17 protein-coding genes are annotated in these 21,719 nt (G+C 72.4%); 9 read left to right on the forward strand and 8 right to left on the reverse strand.

What is annotated here, in order from left to right; genetic code table 11:
• The first annotated feature begins 191 nt into the window (after positions 1–191).
• Both ACIA3K_RS29875 and ACIA3K_RS29880 read left to right on the forward strand, forming a co-directional pair.
• Positions 192–1,280: a hypothetical protein gene (locus ACIA3K_RS29875; protein ID WP_396804934.1), complete on the forward strand. Its 1,089-nt coding sequence runs from the start codon at positions 192–194 to the stop codon at positions 1,278–1,280.
• Between the two features lie 207 nt (positions 1,281–1,487).
• Positions 1,488–2,693 carry a low temperature requirement protein A gene (locus ACIA3K_RS29880; RefSeq protein WP_396804936.1) on the forward strand — a complete coding sequence of 402 codons (1,206 nt, stop codon included), beginning with the start codon at positions 1,488–1,490 and terminating at the stop codon, positions 2,691–2,693.
• 16 nt (positions 2,694–2,709) lie between these two features.
• Here ACIA3K_RS29880 and ACIA3K_RS29885 read toward each other — a convergent pair whose 3' ends face one another.
• Entirely contained in the window at positions 2,710–3,537 is an 828-nt protein-coding gene (locus tag ACIA3K_RS29885) for a hypothetical protein (RefSeq protein WP_396804937.1), read from the reverse strand.
• Positions 3,538–3,767: 230 nt separating this feature from the next.
• Here ACIA3K_RS29885 and ACIA3K_RS29890 point away from each other — a divergent pair, with 230 nt between their 5' ends.
• The 3 genes from ACIA3K_RS29890 (at position 3,768) to ACIA3K_RS29900 (ending at position 11,311) form a co-directional block, all read left to right on the forward strand.
• Entirely contained in the window at positions 3,768–3,974 is a 207-nt protein-coding gene (locus ACIA3K_RS29890) for a hypothetical protein (protein WP_355052696.1), read from the forward strand.
• A 379-nt stretch (positions 3,975–4,353) separates the two neighbouring features.
• Positions 4,354–9,816, forward strand: coding sequence for a carboxyl transferase domain-containing protein (locus ACIA3K_RS29895; protein ID WP_396804939.1), 5,463 nt, complete (start codon positions 4,354–4,356; stop codon positions 9,814–9,816).
• Between the two features lie 301 nt (positions 9,817–10,117).
• Positions 10,118–11,311: an endo-1,4-beta-xylanase gene (locus ACIA3K_RS29900; RefSeq protein WP_396804941.1), complete on the forward strand. Its 1,194-nt coding sequence runs from the start codon at positions 10,118–10,120 to the stop codon at positions 11,309–11,311.
• 45 nt (positions 11,312–11,356) lie between these two features.
• On the opposite strand, the gene ACIA3K_RS29905 is transcribed toward ACIA3K_RS29900, so the two are convergent.
• Entirely contained in the window at positions 11,357–11,683 is a 327-nt protein-coding gene (locus ACIA3K_RS29905; RefSeq protein WP_396804943.1) for an NIPSNAP family protein, read from the reverse strand.
• Positions 11,684–11,766: 83 nt separating this feature from the next.
• On the opposite strand from ACIA3K_RS29905, the gene ACIA3K_RS29910 reads away from it, so the two are divergent.
• The 4 genes from ACIA3K_RS29910 (at position 11,767) to ACIA3K_RS29925 (ending at position 15,811) form a co-directional block, all read left to right on the forward strand.
• The gene (locus ACIA3K_RS29910; RefSeq protein ID WP_396804945.1) at positions 11,767–12,690 is read left to right on the forward strand and encodes an endonuclease/exonuclease/phosphatase family protein; all 924 of its coding nucleotides are present in this window, start codon (positions 11,767–11,769) and stop codon (positions 12,688–12,690) included.
• A 73-nt stretch (positions 12,691–12,763) separates the two neighbouring features.
• Positions 12,764–13,156 (forward strand): hypothetical protein, encoded by a 393-nt coding sequence (locus tag ACIA3K_RS29915; RefSeq protein ID WP_396804947.1) that lies wholly within the window; start codon positions 12,764–12,766, stop codon positions 13,154–13,156.
• Between the two features lies 1 nt (position 13,157).
• Positions 13,158–15,587, forward strand: coding sequence for a DUF4132 domain-containing protein (locus ACIA3K_RS29920; RefSeq protein WP_396804949.1), 2,430 nt, complete (start codon positions 13,158–13,160; stop codon positions 15,585–15,587).
• Positions 15,587–15,811, forward strand: a complete 225-nt coding sequence (locus ACIA3K_RS29925) for a GntR family transcriptional regulator (RefSeq protein WP_396804951.1) — start codon at positions 15,587–15,589, stop codon at positions 15,809–15,811. The genes ACIA3K_RS29920 and ACIA3K_RS29925 overlap by 1 nt, the downstream gene beginning before the upstream one ends.
• A gap of 69 nt (positions 15,812–15,880) precedes the next feature.
• On the opposite strand, the gene ACIA3K_RS29930 is transcribed toward ACIA3K_RS29925, so the two are convergent.
• The 6 genes from ACIA3K_RS29930 to ACIA3K_RS29955 form a co-directional block, all read right to left on the reverse strand.
• Positions 15,881–16,864, reverse strand: coding sequence for a zinc-dependent alcohol dehydrogenase family protein (locus tag ACIA3K_RS29930; protein ID WP_396804953.1), 984 nt, complete (start codon positions 16,862–16,864; stop codon positions 15,881–15,883).
• Positions 16,865–16,967: 103 nt separating this feature from the next.
• On the reverse strand, positions 16,968–17,582 hold the full coding sequence (locus tag ACIA3K_RS29935; RefSeq protein ID WP_396804955.1) for a lactate utilization protein C: 615 nt from the start codon (positions 17,580–17,582) through the stop codon (positions 16,968–16,970).
• Complete coding sequence (locus ACIA3K_RS29940) at positions 17,564–18,985, reverse strand: LutB/LldF family L-lactate oxidation iron-sulfur protein (protein ID WP_396804968.1); 1,422 nt, start codon at positions 18,983–18,985, stop codon at positions 17,564–17,566. Before ACIA3K_RS29940 ends, ACIA3K_RS29935 begins: the two co-directional genes overlap by 19 nt.
• A gap of 20 nt (positions 18,986–19,005) precedes the next feature.
• Positions 19,006–19,761 (reverse strand): (Fe-S)-binding protein, encoded by a 756-nt coding sequence (locus ACIA3K_RS29945; RefSeq protein WP_396804957.1) that lies wholly within the window; start codon positions 19,759–19,761, stop codon positions 19,006–19,008.
• A gap of 19 nt (positions 19,762–19,780) precedes the next feature.
• A complete protein-coding gene (locus tag ACIA3K_RS29950; protein ID WP_396804959.1) occupies positions 19,781–20,530 on the reverse strand; it encodes an SDR family NAD(P)-dependent oxidoreductase in 750 nt (249 codons plus the stop codon).
• Entirely contained in the window at positions 20,527–21,378 is an 852-nt protein-coding gene (locus tag ACIA3K_RS29955) for a fumarylacetoacetate hydrolase family protein (RefSeq protein WP_396804961.1), read from the reverse strand. Before ACIA3K_RS29955 ends, ACIA3K_RS29950 begins: the two co-directional genes overlap by 4 nt.
• Between the last annotated feature and the right edge of the window lie 341 nt (positions 21,379–21,719).

Below are 21,719 nucleotides of genomic sequence, written 5' to 3' on the forward strand. Positions count from 1 at the left end.
CCCGGCGGGCACCGGTCGCGACGTCGGCGCTGGTCGGCGCGACGCTGCGTCACCCGTCAGGCACCCCGCGAGGTGGTGGACGTCGACGCGCGCCGTACGACCGGTCCTGTCTGTCGTCGTCCGATCGCGTGTGCGAAGCTGCGGCGAGTTTTTCTCGTGACTTTCTCGACGAGGTGAGAGGGAGGTTCGCCGTGGAGTGGTCTATCGGACACTCGCTGATAGTGGTCGTGGCGGTGTTGCTGGGCCTGGCCGCCGGATGGTTGCTGCGCGGCCGGCAGGCTGCGGGGGCCGCCGCACAGCCCATCGTGGACGGTGATCCCGTCGCCGGTCTGGCCGTGGTCACCAGCCCGGAGCCGCCGGCCACGACTGACGAGGCCCGGGCGGCGGCGACCATCGACCCCGCTCCCGTGGCGGTCGCCGACGAGCCGACCCCGGTCGACACGGTCAGCGCGCCGGCCACCGTGACCACGTCGGACGATTCCGCGCCGTACGCCGTCGACCCCGGCGACATGGCCCTCACCGAAGCCCCGCCGACCGTTCCGGCCGACGACCGGACCGACGCGGTCGACGAGCCGGGCACGGTCGACGAGCAGCCCGCCCCGGCGACGGTGGTCTCCCCGCGCCAGCCGCTGGACGACAGCACCGACACCGCGTCGGACGAGCCCACCGCCGCGGAGCCGATCGACACCACGCCGATCGACGCCACGCCGACCGAGCCGGTCGACACCACGCCGGTCGAGCCGGTCGACACCACGCCGGTCGACACCACGCCGACCGAGCCGGTCGACGCCACGCCGACCGCCAGTGACTCCACCCCGGCCGAGGTCGTCCCGGCCACGCCGGACGAGCAGGCCGACGCCGTTCCCGCCGAGAGCGCGTACACCGGGACGACGCCGGCCGACACGACCCCGGCGGTCGCGGCCGGCCTGCCGGCGGCGGACATCGACGAGGCCGAGCCGGCGCGGGCCACGCCGCCGGTCCGCGCGGCCGACGCCGCGCCGATCCCGGCGGCCACGGCGGACACCGACCCGACGGGCCCGGCGGACGACTTCCGTCGGATCCAGGGTGTGGGGCCGAAGATGGCGGCCGCGTTGCAGGCGGCCGGAGTGCGCACCTACCGCCAGCTCGGCGAGCTGGACGAGCCGGCGCTGCGCGACCTGATCCGGACCGCCGGCCTGCGCGCCGCGCCCGCGCTGGCCACCTGGCCCCAGCAGGCTCGGGTGCTGGCCGGCGCCGGTGACGCGGCGAGCGCCGTCCTGCCCGGCGGCGGCCAGGGCTGACGCACCACCGTGAACCCCCGGACGTCCGCGCGGACGTCCGGGGGTTCGCTCGTTCCGAGCGCTCGACGGAGGCCGGGACGCGGGTCGACCGACGCCCGGTCGGGGGACGATGGGACGAATCCCGAGGTGGCGGGGTGGGCCGCTGGCTAGCGTCGGTCGAGGTGGGCCGGACGGTCCGCCGAGTCGACCGGCACCGCAGGAGCGAGCGTGCAGTTCTCCGCGCCGGAGCCCGGGCCCGGCAGGACGCGACCACCGGTCCGCGACCCGGATTCCCCCCGCCGGGTGACTCTGCTCGAACTCTTCTTCGACCTGGTGTTCGTGGTCGCGCTCGCGCTCATCTCGCGCGGCATGGTCGACCAGCTCGACTGGCACCGCGCCGGACAGGCGTTGATCCTGCTGGCCGCCGTCTGGTGGACGTGGGCGATCACCACCCTCGTCACCGACCTGTACGACCCGGAACGGACCGAGATCAAGCTGCTGATCGCCTCGGTCATGTTCGGCGCGCTGCTGATGACCACCGCGATCCCGGAGGCGTTCAACGCGCGCGGCATCGTCTTCGCCGGCACGTACGTGGCCATCCACCTGGGGCGCGGGCTGTTCCTGATGCCGGCCGTGCGTCGCCAACCACAGACCCAGCGCCGGGCGTTGCGCATCTTCACCTGGTTCGTCGTGTCGGCGATCCCCTGGATCATCGGCGCGTTCGTCGCCGGTGACGCCCGGATGGCGTGCTGGGCCATCGCGCTGGCCATCGACTACACCGGCTTCCGGCTCGCCTACCCGGTGCCGGGGCTGGGGGTGGTGCCGGAGCCGCAGCGCAACGTCACGGCCGAGCACCTGTCCGAGCGGTACCAGCAGTTCTTCATCATCGCGCTCGGCGACGCCATCCTGACCATCGGCACCATGTTCAACCTGGCGCACACCGAGGCCCAGAACATCGCCTCGTTCGCGGTGGCGTTCGTGACCACCCTGCTGCTCTGGCGGATCTACGTCCACAAGTCCGGCCAACTGCTGCCGACGGCCATCAAGGTCTCCGGCGCGCCGGCCAAGTTCCTGTTCACCGCCCCGTACACCCACCTGCTGATGATCGCCGGGGTGGTGACCACGGCCTCCGGGTTCGACCTGGTGCTGCACGACCACCCGGGACGTACGCCGCCGGCCTGGGTGGCGGTGATCCTCGGCGGCCCGGCGCTGTTCCTGGTCGGCCGGTCCTCGTTCGAGTACGAGGTGTTCAGCCGGGTGTCGCCGTCCCGCCCCGGTGGGCTCCTCGCGTTGCTGACGATCGCGCCCGTGGTGATGTACCTACCGCCGCTGGCCGCCTCGTTCGGCGCGATGCTGGTGCTGGCCGGGGTCGCCTACGCGGACCACCTCCGCAGCCACGGCAAACCGCCGGAGCCCCCCGCGCCGCCGCACTGAACCGGCCGGCGGCCGGTCACACCAGCGCGCCCGCGTACCCCCGGGCCTGCAACCGCTGCCCGGCGGTGGTGCCGAGGCGCACCTGAAGGCCCAGCGGCGCGGCGGCCCGGCGTACGTCGTCGACGTGCAGCGAGCCGTGCCGGTCCACGGTCAGCACCGGCGGCTCCTCCAGCTCGCCGACCGGCGCGTGGAAGGAGAGCAGGGTCACCGAGGTGGTGAGGTAGCCCGGGTAGGCGGCGCGGGCCACCGCCTCGTCCGGGTGGGCGAGCACCACCAGGTCGCGCAGGTGGGCGAAGTCGGCGGCGAGCGCGCCGGCCTTCCAGTGGGCCGGCTCGTCGGCGACGCCGGTGTGGTGCCGGGACCGGTTCGCCGACGTGATGTAGAGGTGGTCGGTGCCGGTCTCGGCGAGCGCCCGCTCGAAGAACATGTTGGCCGGGCAGGTGAGGCCGGGAGCGATGACCTGGGCGGTCCGCAGTCCGCAGTCGACCTGCGTGAGGTGGTCGGGCAACCGCTCGGCGGCCGGACCGCGGAAGCCGAACGGTCCGGCACCGTAGAGGGCATCCATCAGGGCCCGTACCCGGCCGACCGGCAATCGGGGCGAGATGCGGGACCAGTCGAACATCCCCGGGATACGTCCGATCGCGGTGGTGATGCTGCCGACCTGGTCGACGGCCCGGCCCTTGGCCAGGTTCACCCGAGCGACGGTGGCCGGGTCCGGGCGGGCGACGAGGGCGTAGACGTTGGCGAACGCCACCGCGACGACCGCGCCTCCGGCGAGCGCGCGGGCAGCGACCGCGACGTCGTGGGGGCGGTCGACGTAGAGCGATGGTGTCGGGACGTCCATGGGTCCTCCTCGGCGGGCCGTGAGGCAGTTCTACGTCCGATGCCCCGCGCGGCGGCCGGGTCGGTCGGCGATCCGATAGCCGCGCGGGGAGACCTCGTGCGGGCGGCCGATGCCGGCATCGGCCGGACGGACGATGCGGCGGGGGTACGACGCGTCCACCGTTAGCGGCGCGACCCGATTGGGTACAACGCGTGCACCTCAGCTCCACCACATTCCTTCAGGAGGCAGCGATGCGCGGCACCTCGATACTCGGAGTCATCGTCGTTATCTGGCTGGTGATCGGCGCGGTCGCCGCCGGCCAGCGGGGCTACTACAGCGGCGACGACACCAACTGCGCCGAGGCGGGCACGATCCTGGTCACGATCGTGGCCGGACCGTTGAACTACATCGGGGCCAACCCCAAGATCGACTGCAAGCTGCCCGAGCCGTCCAAGTAGGACGAAGGCGGTTCGCCCGGCCCGCGCCCGTGTAGGGCGCGGGCCGTTTTTCTGTCCCCCGGCGTCCGCCGAGCGGCCGAGCGGTCCGCCGGGCGGTCCGCCGGGCGGCCGGGCGGGGATGGTGAGGGCGGTGCCCAGGGCGGGCGCAATGGGGTGAAGAAGCCGAAAGGTGATGTCAGGGCGTTCATCGCGAAGAGGGGACATCTATCCGGCACCCGGCGGCTGACAGCCAAAAAGTTTTGTGGGGTCTCTACAAATCAGCGGCGGTTGGTTCGGCCGTTGCACCATGGCGCCGTCCGCTCCGAGCCGGAAAAGTGATCACTGCCGGGAGCCGTCATGTCTCGGCACGTACAGATGGTCTACCAAAGGGGTCAGTCGGGTGTTCAACCGCGTCGCCATCGTCAACCGTGGTGAGGCCGCCATGCGGCTCATCCACGCGGTCCGGGAGCTGGCCGCGGAGACGGGCAGCCGGATCGAGACGGTCGCCCTCCACACCGACGTCGACCGCACGGCCACCTTCGTGCGCGAGGCCGACATCGCCTACGACCTCGGGCCCGCGTCGGCCCGCCCGTACCTGAACCTCGCGACGCTCGAGCGCGCCCTGACCGAGACCGGCGCCGACGCCGCGTGGGTCGGCTGGGGCTTCGTCGCCGAGGATCCCGCCTTCGCGGAGCTGTGCGAGAAGATCGGGATCACCTTCGTCGGACCGAGCCCGGAGGCCATGCGCCAGCTCGGCGACAAGATCGGCGCGAAGCTGATCGCCGAGGAGGTCGGCGTGCCGGTCGCGCCGTGGAGCCGCGGCGCCGTCGAGAGCCTGGAGGCCGCGACGGCGGCAGCGGCCGAGATCGGCTACCCGCTGATGCTCAAGGCGACGGCCGGCGGCGGCGGGCGCGGCATCCGCGTGGTCACCAGCGACGCCGAACTCGCTGACGCGTACGAGCGCACCAGCCAGGAGGCGGCGCGGGCGTTCGGCAGCGGCATCGTGTTCCTGGAGCGCCTGGTCACCGGCGCCCGGCACGTCGAGGTCCAGGTGATCGCCGACGGTCAGGGCACCGCGTGGGCGCTGGGCGTGCGGGACTGCTCGGTGCAGCGGCGCAACCAAAAGGTCATCGAGGAGTCGGCCTCGCCGGTGCTCGACAAGGCGCAGGCCGCTGAGCTGAAGATGTCGGCGGAGCGGCTCGCCGTGGCGGTCGGCTACCGGGGCGCGGCGACCGTCGAGTTCCTCTACCACCCCGGCGACCGGCTGTTCGCGTTCCTGGAGGTCAACACCCGCCTGCAGGTCGAGCACCCGATCACCGAGCTGACCACCGGATTCGACCTGGTCAAGGCGCAGCTGCACGTCGCGTCGGGCGGCCGGCTCGTGGGTGACCCGCCGGTCGAGCGCGGGCACGCCATCGAGGCCCGGCTCAACGCCGAGGACCCCGACCGCGACTTCGCGCCGTCGCCGGGGCGGATCGCGCGGCTCGACCTGCCCGCCGGGCCGGGTATCCGGGTGGACACCGGCGTCAGCGAGGGCGACACCATCCCGGCCGACTTCGACTCGATGATCGCGAAGATCATCGCGTACGGGCGGAACCGGGACGAGGCGCTGGGCAAGCTGCGGCGGGCGATGGCCGACACCACCGTGATCATCGACGGTGGCGCGACGAACAAGAGCTTCGTGCTCGACCTGCTCGACCAGCCGGAGGTCATCGACGCCAGCGCCGACACCGGCTGGATCGACCGGGTCCGGGGCGAGGGCCGACTCGTCACGCACCGGCACTCCGCGGTCGCCCTGGCCGCCGCCGCGATCGAGTCGTACGAGGAGGAGGAGCGCGCCGAGCGGCAGCGGCTGCTGTCGACCGCCGCCGGTGGACGTCCGCAGGTGCAGCACGCCAGCGGCCGACCGCTGGACCTCAAGCTGCGGGGTGTCACCTACCGGCTGCGCGTGGCCCGGATCGGGGCGCACCGGTTCCGCGTGGGCATCGAGGTGGGCGGCGACGTCCGCACGGCCGACGTCGAGTTGGACCGCTTCGACCGGCACACCGGGCAGATCGCCGTCAACGGCGTCCGCTACCGCCTGCTGACGGGCACCCACGGCCCGACCCACCTCGTCGAGGTGGACGGCGTGACGCACCGGGTCAGCCGCGACGAGGGTGGCGTCCTGCGCTCCCCCATGCCCGCGCTCGTCGTCGCCACCCCGCTGGAGGTGGGCGCCGAGGTCGAGGCGGGCGCGCCGGTGCTGGTGCTGGAGGCCATGAAGATGGAGACGGTGCTGCGCGCGCCGTTCAGGGCCCGGCTCAAGGAGTGCGCCGTCTCGGTGGGCAGCCAGGTGGAGGCCGGTGCGCCGCTGCTGCGGCTGGAGCCGGTCGCCGACGAGGCCGCCGACACCGTGGCCGCTCCGAGCGGCCCCGCCGTCGAGCTGGACCTGCCCGCCGCCGACGCCGGTCTGTCGGCGTACGAGCGCAGCCGGCGCGGTCAGGAGGACCTGCGCGGCCTGCTGCTCGGCTTCGACGTCGACCCGCACGACGACCGTCGGGTGCTCGACGACTATCTCGTCGTACGCCGGTTGGCGGCCGAGGACGGGCACCGGCCGCTGGCCGCCGAGGTGGACCTCATCGACGTGTTCGCCGACCTGGCCGAGCTGAGCCGCAACCGGCCGACCGGCGAGGACGGCGGCGCGCACGCCCGCAGCGACCGGGAGTACCTGCACACCTACCTGCAGAGCCTCGACGTGGAGCGGGCCGGTCTGCCGGACGCCTTCCAGGCCAAGCTCGCCAAGGCGCTCAGCCACTACGGCGTGACCGACCTGGAGCGCTCCCCCGCCCTGGAAGCCGCCGTGTTCCGGATCTTCCTGGCCCAGCAGCGCGCGTCCGTCGACGCCACCGTCGTGGCGTCGCTGCTGCGCGAGTGGCTGCGCGAGACGCCGCCGGACGAGTCGCTGCGGGAGCCCGCCGGTCTGGCGTTGGAACGGCTGGTGGCCGCGACGCAGGTCCGCTTCCCCGCGATCGCCGACCTGGCCCGGGGCGTGGTGTTCGCCTGGCTCGCGCAGCCGCTGCTGCGCCGCAACCGCGCCCGCGTCTACGCGCAGGTGCGGGCCCACCTGCGACACCTGGACGCCCACCCGGACTCGCCCGACCGCGCCGAGCGCGTCGCCGAGATGGTCCGCAGCACCGAGCCACTGGTGCGTCTGCTCGGGCAGCGCCTCGTGCGGCACCACCTCGACAACACGGTCATGCTGGAGGTGCTCACCCGCCGCTACTACGGCAACAAGGCGCTGACCCAGGTGCGGACCCGCGAGGTCGCCGACTGCTCCTTCGTGGTCGCCGAGCGCGCGGACTCCACCGTGGTCTCCGCGGCCGTACGCTTCGACGGGCTGGGCGACGCGCTGCGCGGGCTCGCCGAGCTGGCCGGCGCCGAGGACTCGGTCGACGCCGACATCTACCTCGGCTGGGAGAACCAGCCGGAGGACTTCGACGCGATGGCCGCCGCGCTGCGCGACGGGCTCGCCGCCCATCCGCTGCCGGTGCAGGTCCGTCGGCTCACCGCCACCGTCGCGGGTCGCGGCGGGGCGGTCATGCACCACCACTTCACCTTCCGCCCGTCGGACGCCGGGATGGTCGAGGACCGGCTGATCCGCGGTCTGCACCCGTACATCGCGCAGCGGATGCAGTTGGAGCGGCTGCACAAGTTCGACCTGACCCGGCTGCCGTCGTCGGACGAGGAGGTTTACCTCTTCCAGTGTGTGGCGCGGGAGAACCCGGCCGACGAGCGCCTGGTGGCGTTCGCCCAGGTGCGTGACCTGACCGAGCTGCGCGAGCAGGATGGCCGGCTGGTGGCGCTGCCCACCGCCGAGGACGCGGTGGCGGCCTGCCTCGACTCGATCCGCCGGGCCCAGTCGCGCCGCCCGTCGAAGACGCGCTTCACCACCAACCGGATCGTCGTCTACGTGTGGCCGCCGAGCGAGCTGACCCGCGAGGAGATGGAGATGATCGCCGGGCGGGTGCGCCCGACGACGGTGGGCGCCGGCCTGGAGGAGATCCTGTTCATCGCGCGTCAGCGCGACCGTCGCACCGGCGAGCTGACCAAGATCGCCGTACGGATCTCGTTCGACGCCCAGGGCGGTGCGGAGCTGACCGTCGGCGAGCCGCCGGCCGAGCCCGTCGAGCCGCTCGACGAGTACCGGCTGAAGGTGCTGCGGGCCAGCAGCCGCAACACGGTGTACCCGTACGAGCTGACCGGTCGGCTCGGTGAGTTCGTCGAGCACGACCTCGACGACGCGTACGTGCTGGTGCCGGTGGACCGGCCGAGGGGGCGCAACCGCGCCGCGATCGTCGCGGGCGTCGTCACCGCGCCCACCGAGCGACACCCGCAGGGCGTGACCCGTGTCGTGCTGCTCGGCGACCCGACCAAGTCGTTGGGCGCGCTGTCCGAGCCGGAGTGCCGGCGGGTGATCGCCGCGCTCGACCTGGCCGAGCAGATGCGGGTGCCGCTGGAGTGGTGGGCGCTCTCCGCCGGGGCCAGGATCTCGATGACCTCGGGTACGGAGAACATGGACTGGGTGGCGGCGGCGCTCAAGCGCATCGTCGAGTTCACCCAGGCCGGCGGTGAGATCAACATCGTGGTCGCCGGCATCAACGTGGGCGCGCAGCCGTACTGGAACGCCGAGGCCACGATGCTCATGCACACCAAGGGCGTCCTGGTGATGACCCCCGATTCGGCGATGGTCCTCACCGGCAAGCAGTCGTTGGACTTCTCCGGCGGCGTCTCCGCCGAGGACAACTTCGGCATCGGCGGGTACGACCGGGTGATGGGCCCGAACGGGCAGGCGCAGTACTGGGCGCCGAACCTGACCGCCGCGCGGGACGTGCTGATGGCCCACTACGAGCACACGTACGTCGCGCCCGGCGAGGACGCCCCGCGACGGGTGACCACCACCGACCCGGTGGACCGGGACATCTCGGAGTTCCCGCACGACGTGGCGGGCAGCCCGTTCCGCACGGTCGGCGAGATCTTCTCCGCCGAGGCCAACCCGGACCGCAAGAAGCCGTTCGACATCCGCACGGTGCTGCGGGCCATCGCCGACCAGGACCGCCCGGTGCTGGAGCGGTGGGCGGGCATGGCCGACGCCGACACGGCGGTCGTGCAGGACGCCCACCTGGGCGGCATCCCGGTGTGCCTGCTCGGCATCGAGTCCCGGTCGGTGCCGCGTCGGGGGTTCCCGCCCACCGACGGCCCGGACACCTACACGGCGGGCACGCTGTTCCCCCGCTCGTCGAAGAAGGCCGCGCGGGCCATCAACGCGGCCAGCGGCAACCGGCCGCTGGTCGTGCTGGCCAACCTGTCGGGCTTCGACGGCTCGCCCGAGTCGATGCGCAAGCTGCAACTGGAGTACGGCGCGGAGATCGGCCGGGCGATCGTCAACTTCCAGGGTCCGATCGTGTTCTGCGTGATCTCGCGGTACCACGGTGGCGCGTTCGTGGTGTTCTCGAAGGCGCTGAACCCGAGCATGACGGTGCTCGCGTTGGAAGGGTCGTTCGCCTCGGTGCTCGGTGGCGCTCCCGCCGCCGCGGTGGTGTTCTCCGCCGACGTCAACGCCCGTACGGCCGCCGACGAGCGGGTACGCGCACTGGAGGCCCGGGTCGCCGCCGCGTCCGGGACCGAGCGCGCCGCGTTGACGGCCGAGCTCGACGAGCTGCGCTCCTCGGTGCGGGCGGAGAAGCTCGGCGAGGTGGCTACCGAGTTCGACCGGGTGCACAACATCCAGCGGGCCGTCGAGGTCGGCTCGGTGGACGCCGTCATCCGCGCCGCGGAGCTGCGTCCGCGCGTCATCGAGGCGATCGAGGCACGGCTGAACGCTTGATCCGCCGCCGGTCCCGCTGAGTGGGGACGGCGCCGACCCATCCGGGTCGGTGCCGTCCCCACTGCCGTTGACGCCGTGCCGCTCGGCGCGGCGGCGAAACTTTCATCCGATGACTATCCACAGTCGCGCAGCTCACCCGACTTTTTTCCGGAAGTTTTCAGAGTTGACGGGGCCCATCGGCGGCCATAATGTTTCGAACGAGTTTCCGGTTCTTCGAAGCCACTCCCCGCGCCCTTTCCTTCCGGGCCGCACCCTTCCTTCAAAGATCGACATTTGTCGATCATTATCGAGAGGCAGGCAGATGAAGCCAAGACGGTGGATCAGCGCCGGCGTCGTCGCCGTCGCGACCGCTGCGGCGTTGAACGCGGTTCCGGCCACCGCGAGCCGGCCGTACGACCCGACCACCCAGACGCTCGCGGCCCTCGGCCAGCGCCACGGCCTGAAGATCGGCACCGCGGTCAACGCGGAGGCACTCAACGACGCCAACGACCCGCGCTACCGCCAGCTCGCCGCCTCGGAGTTCTCCTCGGTCACCGCCGAGAACGCGATGAAGTGGGAGAGCCTGGAGCCCACCCGGGGCACCTACGACTGGGCGGCCGCCGACCAGCTCATCCAGTTCGCCCAGCGCAACCGCCAGAGCGTGCGGGGCCACGTGCTGGTCTGGCACAACCAACTGCCCGCCTGGCTCACCAGCGGCGTCGCCGACGGCACCATCAGCAAGCAGGAGCTGCGCGAGCTGCTGCGCAAGCACATCACCGCCGTCGTCAGCCGCTACAAGGGCAAGATCTGGCAGTGGGACGTCGTCAACGAGGCGGTGAGCGACCCCTGGGACACTCCGTCGACGCTGCACTACAAGGGCTTCTGGGCGCAGAACCTGGGCCCGGACTACATCGCCGACGCGTTCCGCTGGGCCCGCGCCGCCGACCCGAAGGCGCTGCTGTTCTACAACGACTACAACATCGAGGCGTTCGGCTCGGGCAACCCGGCCGACGACAAGACGCAGTTCGTCTACGACATGGCCAAGGGCCTGCGCGCCAAGGGCGTCCCGATCGACGGCGTCGGCTCGCAGGGTCACCTGGGCACCCAGTACGGCAACTTCGACACCCTCCAGGTGACCGCCGCGCTGAAGCGCTTCTCCGCGCTCGGCCTGGCCACCGCGTTCACCGAGGTCGACGTCCGTAGCCAGATGACCGCAGGCGTCCAGGCCGGCAACTCCGAGGAGATCAACCCCCGTCTGCAGGCGTCGGCCGCCAACTTCAGCGTGCTGATGAAGGCGTGCCTCGCCGTACGCGACTGCCTGTCGTACACCGTCTGGGGTTTCAGCGACAAGTACTCGTGGGTGCCGGACTGGTTCAACGACCCGCCGGAGGGCCTGGCCACCATCTACGACGAGAACTACCAGCCCAAGCGGGCGTACCAGGAGCTGAAGTCGGATCTGATCTTCGCCGGCCCGCCGTACGTCCTGCCGCGCGTCGCGCCCCGACCGCACCGCTGAACCGGCACGGGTCGTGCGGGGTCCACCCTCCCCGCACGGCCCGTGTCAGCGTGCCGCGTCCGCGTCGCCCGGCAGCAGGGGGCGCATGAACGTCCGCTCGTAGCGCACCACACAACCCGACTCGTCGCGGATGGCGTCGGCCGCGAGGAACTCCGGGTCGTGGCCGAACCGTGCGCGGTACCGCTCGTACGCCGCGAGGCTGTCGAAGCTGAACAGCGCCTCGGCCCGGTCGCTGGCGCCCTCGGCGGGCAGGAAGTAGCCGTGGTGCACGCCGCCGTGCCGGGCCACGAGCCGCATCCACGCGCGGGCGAACCGTTCGAACGCCTCGATCTGCGCGGGGTCGATGGTGTAGTGCACGACGCACGTGATCATCGGTCCACCCTAGAACGCCGGGCGGCCGGCAGTAGGATCGCGGACACCTCGGCGAAGAGTGCCGCCTTGCTGCCGGAGTCCGCATGTCCGACGATCCGCCCGGCGACACCGACCGCCGCCGGGGCACGACCGTCCCTGATCGGCGCCCGAACGGCCCGTTCCGCGCGATCCGCCGGGCCCTCGCCGTCGGCTGTCTCGTCGTCGTCGCCGGTGTGCCGGCCCGGCCCGTCCCGGCCTCCCCCGCGCCCACGACCCTGTGGGTGGCACAGATGAACCTGTGCAACAGCGGTCGCGCCGCCTGCTACACCGGCCGGGCGGTGCCCAGGGCCGCCGAACTGATCAGGGCGGAGCGGCCCGACCTGGTCACCCTCAACGAGATCTGCCAGGACGACGTGCCCACGCTGGAGGCGGTGTTCGCGAAGGTCCACGGCCGCGCGAGAGTCGCGTCCGCCTTCCAGGCTGCCGGCGACCGGCCCAGCGGCGCCGACACCCGGTGCCGCAACGGCCGGGCGTACGGCATCGGTCTGCTGACGCGACTGCCGACGACGGGCAGCCGGTACACCGTGCACACTGGGATCCACCCGGCGCAGGACCTCGCCGACCCCGAGGAACGACCCTGGCTGTGCGTCAACGTCGAGGGCGGGCTCAACGCCTGCACCACCCACCTGGCGGCCACCAGCCGCAGCGTCGCGCTCGCCCAGTGCGGCCACCTGATCGACGGGATCCTGCCCGCCATCCGTCGGCACACCGGGTACGCCCCAACGTTGGTGAGCGGTGACCTCAACCTGCGCCCCGGCGACGTGGGGACCTGCGTGCCGACCGGTCATCCCCGCGTCGGTGACGGGGCGGTGCAGCACATCGTGACCAGCTCCGACGTCAGCCTGTGCGGTGCCCGGTCGGTGGACATGGACGGGGCGACCGACCACCCCGCCCTGTTGGCCACCGTCGTCGTCGACTGCGCCCGCCCGGCCGGTCGGTCCTCGTCCGGTTCGAGGTCCTGCTCGTAGGAGTCCGGGTGCCCCGTTTTCGTCGGACGGCCGTGCCATGCTGCCGCTCACCTGAGGGCGAGGAGCACAACGCATGGTCACGGTGATGGTTCGGGACGAGACGGCGACCGGCAGGGCCGTCGACAGTTGGCCGTTGACGGGCCTGCCGGAGCGCATCTCCGCGCGAGAGTTGGTTCGGCTGCGGGTCCGCGAGGAGGTGGCGCGGTTCAACGCCGAGCGCCCGCGGCACTTCCGGGGCCTGGTGCAGCCGACCGACACGGAGGCCACGCTGAACGGCTACCGGGTCGCCGCGGGCCGGCGGCTCGACTGGGAGGCGCAGGCGGACCGGGCCTGTGCCTCGTTCGCCCACAACGGTTTCCTGCTACTGATCGGCGACCACCAGGTCGACGACCTCGACGAGGAGATCGACCTGCGGACCGACCCCGACGTGGCGTTCGTCCGGCTCGTCGCGCTGGTAGGTGGCTGACATGGGTGACTGGACGGCACTGCTCCCCCACCTGAGCGATGCGGACCGCCGGCAGGTGGAGACCGGCCTCGCCGAGGCCGACGAACGAATCCGCACGCTGCTGCGGGCTGCCAGCGCGAGCTACTGGGGGGCGTCGGTGACGAACCTGCCGGAGTGGGCCACCGTGCGGGCGTGGCCGGCCGAGGAGCGCCGCCGGGCCGCCCTGGCCCTGCACCGGGGATCGACGTCCGGGATGAGCGGGGTGCTGCCCAACCTCGCCACCGAGGATGTCCCCTTCACGCGGGCGGACCTGCTGTGGTGCCTGGAAGTGGTCGCTCGCCGAGGCGGCGTCGACGACGGCACCGACCTGGAGCTACCCGCCCTGATCGCGCAGCGCCTGACGGCCGCCGAGCTGGCCGACCTGGTGCCGGCGCTGTCCGCCCTGAGCAGCGAGCTGCTCGATGACTACTTCATCGCGGCGGCGACGCGACGGCGTACCGTCACGCTGCTCGGCCAGGCCATCGACCGCGCCACCGGCAGCCGCCTGCCGGCGTGGCTGCTGCACGACGGGGACAGCTTCGGGCCCGCCGTCCGCGCCGACCTGGGCGCCGACCTCGCCGCGCCGGGCGTTCCGGAGCTGCTGGAGCACTGCGCCGCGCTGGACAAACCGGCGGCGACCGCGAAGTGGCTGCGCCGCCTCGACGAGCTGCTGGTGGCCGCGCACGGCGGCCGGCAGGTCGTCCGCCAGGTCCTCGACGCGTTCGCCGGCCACGGGCGGAGCGTCCACGACGACACGGACCGTCTCCTGCGCGGGCTGGTCTGGGCACTGTCCCGCGAACGCGACGAGCGGGCGACGGAGCTGCTGGCCCGCGCGACAACGGGCGCGGCGTCCGCGCCACGCCAGGCCGCCGGATTCCCGTACGCCCCGCGGACGGCCATCACGGCGGTACGGCTGCTGGCCGACCGGGACGGCGACGTGCCGCTGCGCACGCTGGCCCGCCTCGCGGTGACGGTCCGCAACAAGGCGGTGCGCAGCCGGGTCCAGACCGCGCTGACCCAGCTCGGGGCCCGGCGCGGATGGTCGCTCAGCGAGGTCATGGAGCTGGCCGTCGACGACCACGGGCTCGGACCGGACGGGCGGCTGCGCCGGGCGGTCGGCCCGTACGAGGCGACGGTCGAGATCGTGGGCGAGCGGGCACGCCTGGTCTTCGCCCGTGACGACGTCACCCTCAAGGGCGTTCCGGCGCAGGTGAAGCAGTCCCACGAGGACGACCTCGCCGAGTTGCGGAGCCTGGTCAAGCGGGTCGGCGCGACGCTGGTCAGCGAGCGGCAGCGGGTGGAGGGGCTGCTGTCCGAGGAGCGCGTCTGGTCGTACCCCGACTGGTCGTCGCGCTTGCTCGACCACCCGGTGACCGCGACCTACGGGCGGCGTCTGCTCTGGGAGACCAGCGCCGACGGCCGGCGCTGGACGGCCGGTCTGCCCCGGCGAAACGGCGACGGGTGGGCGATCGTCGACCGGGACGGTCACGCCCTCGCCCACGGATCGGTCCGGTTGTGGCATCCGGCCCGCGCGGACACGGCCGAGGTGCTGGCCTGGCGCGCACATCTGGTTGACGCCGGCCTGCCGCAGCCGTTCAAACAGGCGTTCCGCGAGGTCTACCTGCGCACGCCGGCCGAGGAGAAGACGGAGACCTACTCCAACCGGTTCGCCGCGCACATCCTGCGCTACCGGCAGGCAAACGCCCTGCTGCGCGCCCGTGGCTGGCAGGCGGGCTACCTGGGGACGTGGGACGGCGGGTACGACAGCGAGGCCACCAAGGTCTTCGGCGGCGGCGGGTGGCAGGCGTCCTTCCACCACGCGCTCGTCGACGACCGGGAGGAGCGCCGCTACGACGTCGAGTACTGCTCGACCGACCAGGTGCGCTTCGCCCGGCACGACGGGAAGACGTGGCAACCCGCCCGGATCATCGACGTGCCACCGCTGGTGTTCACCGAGGCCATGCGCGACGTGGACCTGTTCGTCGGCGTCACCTCCATCGCCACCGACCCGCAGTGGGCCGACCGTGGTGAGGACGGGTTCTCCGCCTACTGGCACCGCACGGCGGTGGCGGAGCTGACCCCGTCCGCGCAGGTACGCCGGGACGCGCTCGCCCGGCTGCTGCCCCGGATGGCCATCGCCGACCGGGTGGACCTCGCCGAGCGGTACCTGCGGGTGCGGGGCAACCTGCGCGCGTACCGCATCCACCTCGGGTCGGGCAACATCATGATGGAGCCCGATGACAGGTACCTGTGCATCGTGGCGGCGCGTCAGCAGACCGGCCGCCTGCACCTGCCGTTCGACGACGACGCCATGCTCGCGACGATCCTGTCCAAGGCGATCATGCTCGCCGCCGACGACCGAATCACCGACCCCACCGTCCTGAGCCAACTCCGACCCGTCCTGAGCGGTTGATGCCGACCCAGCGAGTGGAATACCGGCGCATCGCCAACGAGATAGCCGAGAAGATCAAGTCCGGCGAGCTTGCGCCGGGCGAGAAGTTACCGTCCACCCGGGAACTGGCCGAACAGCACGGCGTGCACATCTCCACGATCAACCGGGTCATGACGATCCTCAAGGATCGCGGGTTGGTCGAGGGACATCCCGGTAAGGGTGTCTACGTGGCCGAGGCTGACTGACCCCGTTAAGAGAGTCTGCCCCGGTGCCTCGACGTCCATCTCAGCAGGTATCCGGACAGCTGGTCCTTGTCAGGCTACGTCGATGACGACCTTGCCGGTGCTGGTGCCGGCCTCCACGAGAGCGTGGGCGTCCGCGACGGTGTCCAGCGTGAACCGTCGGGGGTCGACGATCGGCCGGAGCGCGCCCGCGTCGGCCAGCGCGCTCGCCTCGCGCAGGATCTCGCCGTGCGCGTCGCGCCCCTGACCGGTCAACAGTGGCAACAGGGTGAAGACGCCGGAGTAGCTGGCGCCGCGGAACGACAGCGGCGCGAGGCTGTGCGTGCCCCAACCGAGCGCGCTCACGACGTGCCCGGTGTAGGTGCGTACGGCGAGGAAGGACCTGTCCAGGGTGGTTCCGCCGACGGTGTCGAAGACGACGTCGAAGCCGTCGCCGCCGGTGTGCGCGGCCACGTAGTCCTCGACCTCGGTGGCGTTGTAGTCGATCGGCGTCGCGCCGAGCCGCGCGATGGTCTCCAGGTTCCGGGACGAACCGGTGGCGAAGACCTCCGCGCCTCGGGCGTGGGCGATCTGGATGGCGGCCTGCCCGACACCGCCGGCGCCGCCGTGCACCAGGACCCGCTGGCCGGCCCGCACCTGCGCCCGGTGCACCAGCGCCTCCCAACTGGTGATGACGGCCAGCGGCAGCGCCGCCGCCTCACGCAGGCTCAACGACCGCGCCGTACGGGCCAGCAGCCGGGCGTCGACGGCCGCGTACTCGGCGAGCGACCCCTGAACATCACCGACTCCGCCGGTGAGCCCGTACACCTCGTCACCCTCGGCGAAGCCGACGACACCGGGCCCGACCTCCGCCACGACACCCGCCAGGTCCAGGCCGAGGACGACGGGCGGATGGTTCCGGGCGTGCGGGGCCTTCCCTTCACGGATCTTGGCGTCCAGGGGGTTGACGCCACTGGCCGCGACTCGGACGAGCACCTGTCCCGCGCCGGGGACTGGCGTGTCGACCTCCTCGACGACGAGCGGGCCGCCGAATTCGCTGAGCACTACCGCGCGCATCGCGCTCCCTCGCCTTCGTCGTACCTGATGCCTCCAACGATGCCCACCCGGGGGCGTCGATGGCGGGTCATCGGGAAAAGCGAGGTCGCCCACCCCGCCTGCGTCAGGGCAGCAGGAGGATGTGCAGGCGGCGGGGGCCGTGTACGCCCTCGACGCGGATCAGCTCGATGTCGCTGGTGGCCGACGGCCCGCTGATCCAGGTCAGCGGGCGCTGCGGCGTCAGCCGGGCGAGGGCCTCCGGCACGGTGGCCACCACCTGGTCGGCGCGGACCACGCACACGTGCAGGTCCGGCAGCAGGCTGAGCACTCGGCGTCCCTGGTCGGGCGAGCCGTCGAGGACGACGGTGCCGGTCTGGGCGACGGCGACGGCGGCGGCGGTGACGACGGCGTCCGCCGCGCCGATCCGCGCGTGGTCGAGGCCGTCGTCGGGCAGCGCGGTCACCGTCGCCGGCAGCCAGGCGGAGGGCAGACCCGGGGGTACGACGACAGTGCCGCCCGCCGGCAGGATGTCGGCGATCGTGTCGGCGACGGCGACCTCGGTGATCCGGTGCACGTAGGCCCGGTAGTCGGTGAGTCGCTGCGCCAACTGGTCGAGGTCCGCGTCGGCGGTCCGGCGGTAGTCGCGCGGCACCGGCACCGGATCGGGGGGAGTGCCGGCGAGCGCGGCGCGCAGTCGGCCGAGGACGAGGTCGCGGGACGTCACCGATCGGCCCACCATTCGCGGAACGTCTGCGCCGGCGGGTCGGGCAGGTCCCGGCTCGCGGTCCAGCCGTTCAACGGCGGGGGCAGACCTCGACCCCGCCGACCGGCGAGCCGGCTCAGCCGGGCCGCGCCCTGCCCGGCCGCGTACAGCCGGGGTCGGTCCATCGTGTACGCGGCGGCGGCCATCGCGATCGACTCGGCCGTGGGTCGCCGCCGCGCCTCGACGGCCTCGGCGCGCAGGTGCACCAGCAGCTCCGGGATGTTGATCTTCACGGGGCAGGCGTCGTAGCAGGCGCCGCAGAGCGTCGACGCGTACGGCAGAGACGCATTGTCCTCGATGCCGGTGAGCTGGGGAGACAACACCGCGCCAATGGGCCCCGGATACACCGACCCGTACGCGTGCCCGCCCGCGCGCTCGTAGACCGGGCACACGTTGAGGCAGGCCGAGCAGCGGATGCACCGCAGCGCCTGCCGACCCACCTCGTCGGCGAGCACCGCACTGCGCCCATTGTCCAGCAGGACCAGGTGGAACGCCTGCGGCCCGTCGCCGGGGGTGACGCCCGTCCACATCGAGGTGTACGGGTTCATCCGCTCCCCCGTCGACGCGCGCGGCAGGAGTTGGAGGAAGACCTCCAGGTCACGCCAGGTGGGCACCACCTTCTCCACGCCCATGACGGTGATGAGGGTCTCCGGCAGGGTCAGGCACATCCGGCCGTTGCCCTCGGACTCCACCACGGCGAGGGTGCCGGTCTCGGCGACGGCGAAGTTCGCGCCGGACACCGCCACCGGCGTACTCAGGAAGGTCTGGCGCAGGAACCGGCGCGCGGCGGCCGCCAGGGCCGTCGGGTCGTCGGTGAGCGCGGGGTCGACGCCGGGCATCTCACGCAGGAAGATCTCGCGGATCTCGGCGCGGTTGCGGTGGATCGCGGGTACCAGGATGTGGCTCGGCCGGTCGTCGCCGAGCTGCACGATCAGCTCCGCGAGGTCGGTCTCGATGGCGGTGATCCCGGCCGCCTCCAGGGCCTCGTTGAGGCCGATCTCCTGGGTCGCCATCGACTTGACCTTGATGACGCGGTCCGCGCCGGTCGCCTGGACGAGGTCGGTGACGATGCGGTTGGCCTCGATCGCGTCCGCCGCCCAGTGCACCACACCGCCGGCCGCCGCGACCTTCGTTTCGAGCTGTTCCAGCAGCTCGGGAAGGCGGTGCAGGGTGTCGGTCTTGATGGCCGCGCCGGCCGCGCGCAACTGCTCCCAGTCGGTCTGTTCGGCGATCACCGATCCGGACTTGGTCCGGATCGTCGTCGTCGCGTGCCGCAGGTTCCGCCGCATTTGCGGGTCGGCCAGGCTGCGCCGCGCGGCGGTCGGGAACGACTCGTCGCCGCGCAGGTGCCCCACGCCGGGCGGCGCGGTCGCCGGCATGCCGAGGAACGTCCGGCGGGTCACGACCGTGCCGCCGCTGCGCCGCTGGTCTCCGTCGACGCCAGGATCTCGGCGAGGTGCACGGTGCGCACCCCGGTGCGCAGCCGTGACAGTCCACCGCCGATGTGCATGAGGCAGGACACGTCACCGGCAGCGCACACGTCGGCGCCGGTGTCCAGCACGTGGCGCATCTTGTCCGCCAGCATGGCCGTGGACGTCTCCGGGTTCTTCACGGCGAACGTGCCACCGAAACCACAGCACTGCTCCGCCGCCGGCAACTCGACCAGGTCGAGGCCGCGCACCTCACGCAGCAGCTGTCGCGGCCGGTCGCCGACCCGCAGCATCCGCAGCGAGTGGCAGGTCGGATGGTAGGTCACCCGGTGCGGGTAGTACGCGCCCACGTCGGTCACGCCGAGCACGTCCACGAGCAGCTCCGACAACTCGTACGTCCGCGCGGCCACCGACTCGGCCCGGTCGGCCAGACCCTCGTCGCCCGCCTGCCGGGCCACCATCGCGTGCTGGTGCCGGACCGACCCGACGCAGGAGCCCGACGGGGCGACGATCACGTCGTACCTGTCGAAGGTGCGCACGTGGCGGCGCACCAGCGGGACGGCCTCGCGCCGGTAGCCGGTGTTGACGTGCATCTGCCCGCAGCAGGTCTGCTCGGTCGGGAAGACGACCTCGTGGCCGAGCCGTTCCAGCAGCCGTACGGTCGCCGTGGCCGCCTGCGGGAACATGGTGTCGGCCAGGCAGGTCACGAAGAGCGCGATCCGCACGGCACACCCCCGCCCGTCGTCACGGCCGGACCCGCAGGTGGGTGACCCCACCGTCGACGTCCAACACCGTACCCGTGGTCGATGCCGATCGGGGTGACGCGAGGTAGAGGATCGCGTTGGCGACCTCCTCCGGGGTGACCAGCCGTCCGATGGGTTGGCGGGCCCGCAGCGCCGCCCGCTCGGCCGCCGGGTCGTCCGCCTGCGCGAGCAGCCGCCCCACCCAGGGCGTGTCCGCCGTGCCGGGGCAGACGCAGTTGAACCGGATGCCCTCGCGGACGTGGTCGGTGGCCATGGCGAGGGTCAACGACAGCACGGCGCCCTTGCTGGCCGAGTAGAGCGCGCGGCCCGGCAGGCCGTTGAGCGCCGCGATGGACGAGATGTTGACGACCGACGCGTGCTCCGAGCGGCGCAGCCAGGGCAACGCGGCGCTGACCACCCGGGCCATGCCGACCACGTTGACGTCGAGTACCCGGTGCCACTCGTCGTCGCCCTGGTCGGCGACGGTTCCGGTCGCGCCGATGCCGGCGTTGTTGACCACCACGTCGAGGCCGCCGAGCACCCTGGCCGCCTCGGCGACCGCCGCGTCCACCGACGGCCGACTCGACACGTCGGCGGTGATGCCGGCGATGCCGTCCGGGAGCCCGCTTGGATTCAGGTCGAGGACGGCCACCCGGGCGCCTCGGGCGCTCAGCTCCACGGCCGTGGCGTGTCCGATGCCGGACGAACCGCCGGTGACGATCGCGGCGAGCCCGGCGAACTCCGCGGTCATGCCGCCACCAGCGTCTGGCGGGCCCGGCCCAGGCCGGCGACCTCCAGCTCCACCACGTCGCCGGCGCGCAGGTACGGGTGATCCGGAAGACCCAGCGCCACCCCGGCCGGCGTTCCCGTGTTGATGACGTCGCCCGGGTACAGGACCATGAACTGGCTCAGGTACCAGAGCACGTGCGCCACCGGGAAGATCATGTTTGCGGTGGACCCGTCCTGGCGGAGCACGCCGTTGACCCAGAGACGCAGCGCGAGCGACTGCGGGTCGTCGACCTCGTCGGCCGGCACGAGACTCGGCCCCAGCGGGTTGAAGGTCTCGCAGCTCTTGCCCTTGTCCCACTGGCCGCCGCGCTCCAACTGGAAGGCGCGTTCGGAGACGTCGTGCGACACCGCGTACCCGGCGACGTGGCGCAGGGCATCCTCCGGAGAGTCGGCGTACCGGATGGTCGTCCCGACGACGACCGCGAGTTCGACCTCCCAGTCGGTCTTGGTCGAGCCACGGGGAACGAGCACGTCGTCGTACGGCCCGACGATGGTCATCGGGTCCTTCATGAAGACCACCGGCTCGGCGGGCAGCGCCGCGCCCGTCTCCGCCGCGTGGTCGCGGTAGTTGAGTCCGATGCAGACGATCTTCGCCGGACGCGCCACCGGGGCGCCCACCCGCAGCGACGCGGCCTCGGGCAGCTCGGTCAGCTCGCCCCGGTCGAGCGCGCCGCGCGTCCGCGCGATCCCGTCCGACGCCCAGAACGCCCCGTCCAGGTCGGCGGTGAGTGGCCGCAGGTCGAAGGTCGTACCGTCGTGCTGGACGACCGGGATCTCCTGGCCGCTCGGGCCGAGGCGCTGGAAGTTCATCTCACCCTCCTCTGTGTCCGGACTGGCTCGCGGGGGTGGCGGACACCCCCGCATTCAACACCGACACGCCTCGCCGCCCGCACAGCGGGATCGCGTGGGTCAGCGGGATGGGACGCGGCCGCGCCCACGGGTGAGCGCGCCCTGCGTCGCCGCGACGGCCGCACAGCGGCGACGGCAGCACGGCCGCACGGCCGCACGGCCGCACAGCGGCGGCAGTTCAGATCTTGGACAGTTTCCGTCAGCTCCGAACTATTCAGTCCCATGACATCTGTCAGTGGTGAAGTCCCGATACATGTGTCAGCTGGTAGGGATCTTGGGTGTCCTGGTTCAGGGTGCCTGGC

It is taken from the genome of Micromonospora sp. NPDC051543, from assembly GCF_044454415.1.
GTDB lineage: Bacteria > Actinomycetota > Actinomycetes > Mycobacteriales > Micromonosporaceae > Micromonospora.

What these genes read in the sequence shown, in the direction of transcription:
- ACIA3K_RS29910 (WP_396804945.1), top strand. Translation starts at nt 11,767, where the DNA reads ATGTCCGACGATCCGCCCGGCGACACCGACCGCCGCCGGGGCACGACC.
- ACIA3K_RS29930 (WP_396804953.1), bottom strand. Translation starts at nt 16,864, where the DNA reads ATGCGCGCGGTAGTGCTCAGCGAATTCGGCGGCCCGCTCGTCGTCGAG.
- ACIA3K_RS29885 (WP_396804937.1), bottom strand. Translation starts at nt 3,537, where the DNA reads ATGGACGTCCCGACACCATCGCTCTACGTCGACCGCCCCCACGACGTC.
- ACIA3K_RS29925 (WP_396804951.1), top strand. Translation starts at nt 15,587, where the DNA reads ATGCCGACCCAGCGAGTGGAATACCGGCGCATCGCCAACGAGATAGCC.
- ACIA3K_RS29890 (WP_355052696.1), top strand. Translation starts at nt 3,768, where the DNA reads ATGCGCGGCACCTCGATACTCGGAGTCATCGTCGTTATCTGGCTGGTG.
- ACIA3K_RS29920 (WP_396804949.1), top strand. Translation starts at nt 13,158, where the DNA reads ATGGGTGACTGGACGGCACTGCTCCCCCACCTGAGCGATGCGGACCGC.
- ACIA3K_RS29905 (WP_396804943.1), bottom strand. Translation starts at nt 11,683, where the DNA reads ATGATCACGTGCGTCGTGCACTACACCATCGACCCCGCGCAGATCGAG.
- ACIA3K_RS29935 (WP_396804955.1), bottom strand. Translation starts at nt 17,582, where the DNA reads ATGGTGGGCCGATCGGTGACGTCCCGCGACCTCGTCCTCGGCCGACTG.
- ACIA3K_RS29900 (WP_396804941.1), top strand. Translation starts at nt 10,118, where the DNA reads ATGAAGCCAAGACGGTGGATCAGCGCCGGCGTCGTCGCCGTCGCGACC.
- ACIA3K_RS29955 (WP_396804961.1), bottom strand. Translation starts at nt 21,378, where the DNA reads ATGAACTTCCAGCGCCTCGGCCCGAGCGGCCAGGAGATCCCGGTCGTC.
- ACIA3K_RS29915 (WP_396804947.1), top strand. Translation starts at nt 12,764, where the DNA reads ATGGTCACGGTGATGGTTCGGGACGAGACGGCGACCGGCAGGGCCGTC.
- ACIA3K_RS29950 (WP_396804959.1), bottom strand. Translation starts at nt 20,530, where the DNA reads ATGACCGCGGAGTTCGCCGGGCTCGCCGCGATCGTCACCGGCGGTTCG.
- ACIA3K_RS29940 (WP_396804968.1), bottom strand. Translation starts at nt 18,985, where the DNA reads ATGCCGGCGACCGCGCCGCCCGGCGTGGGGCACCTGCGCGGCGACGAG.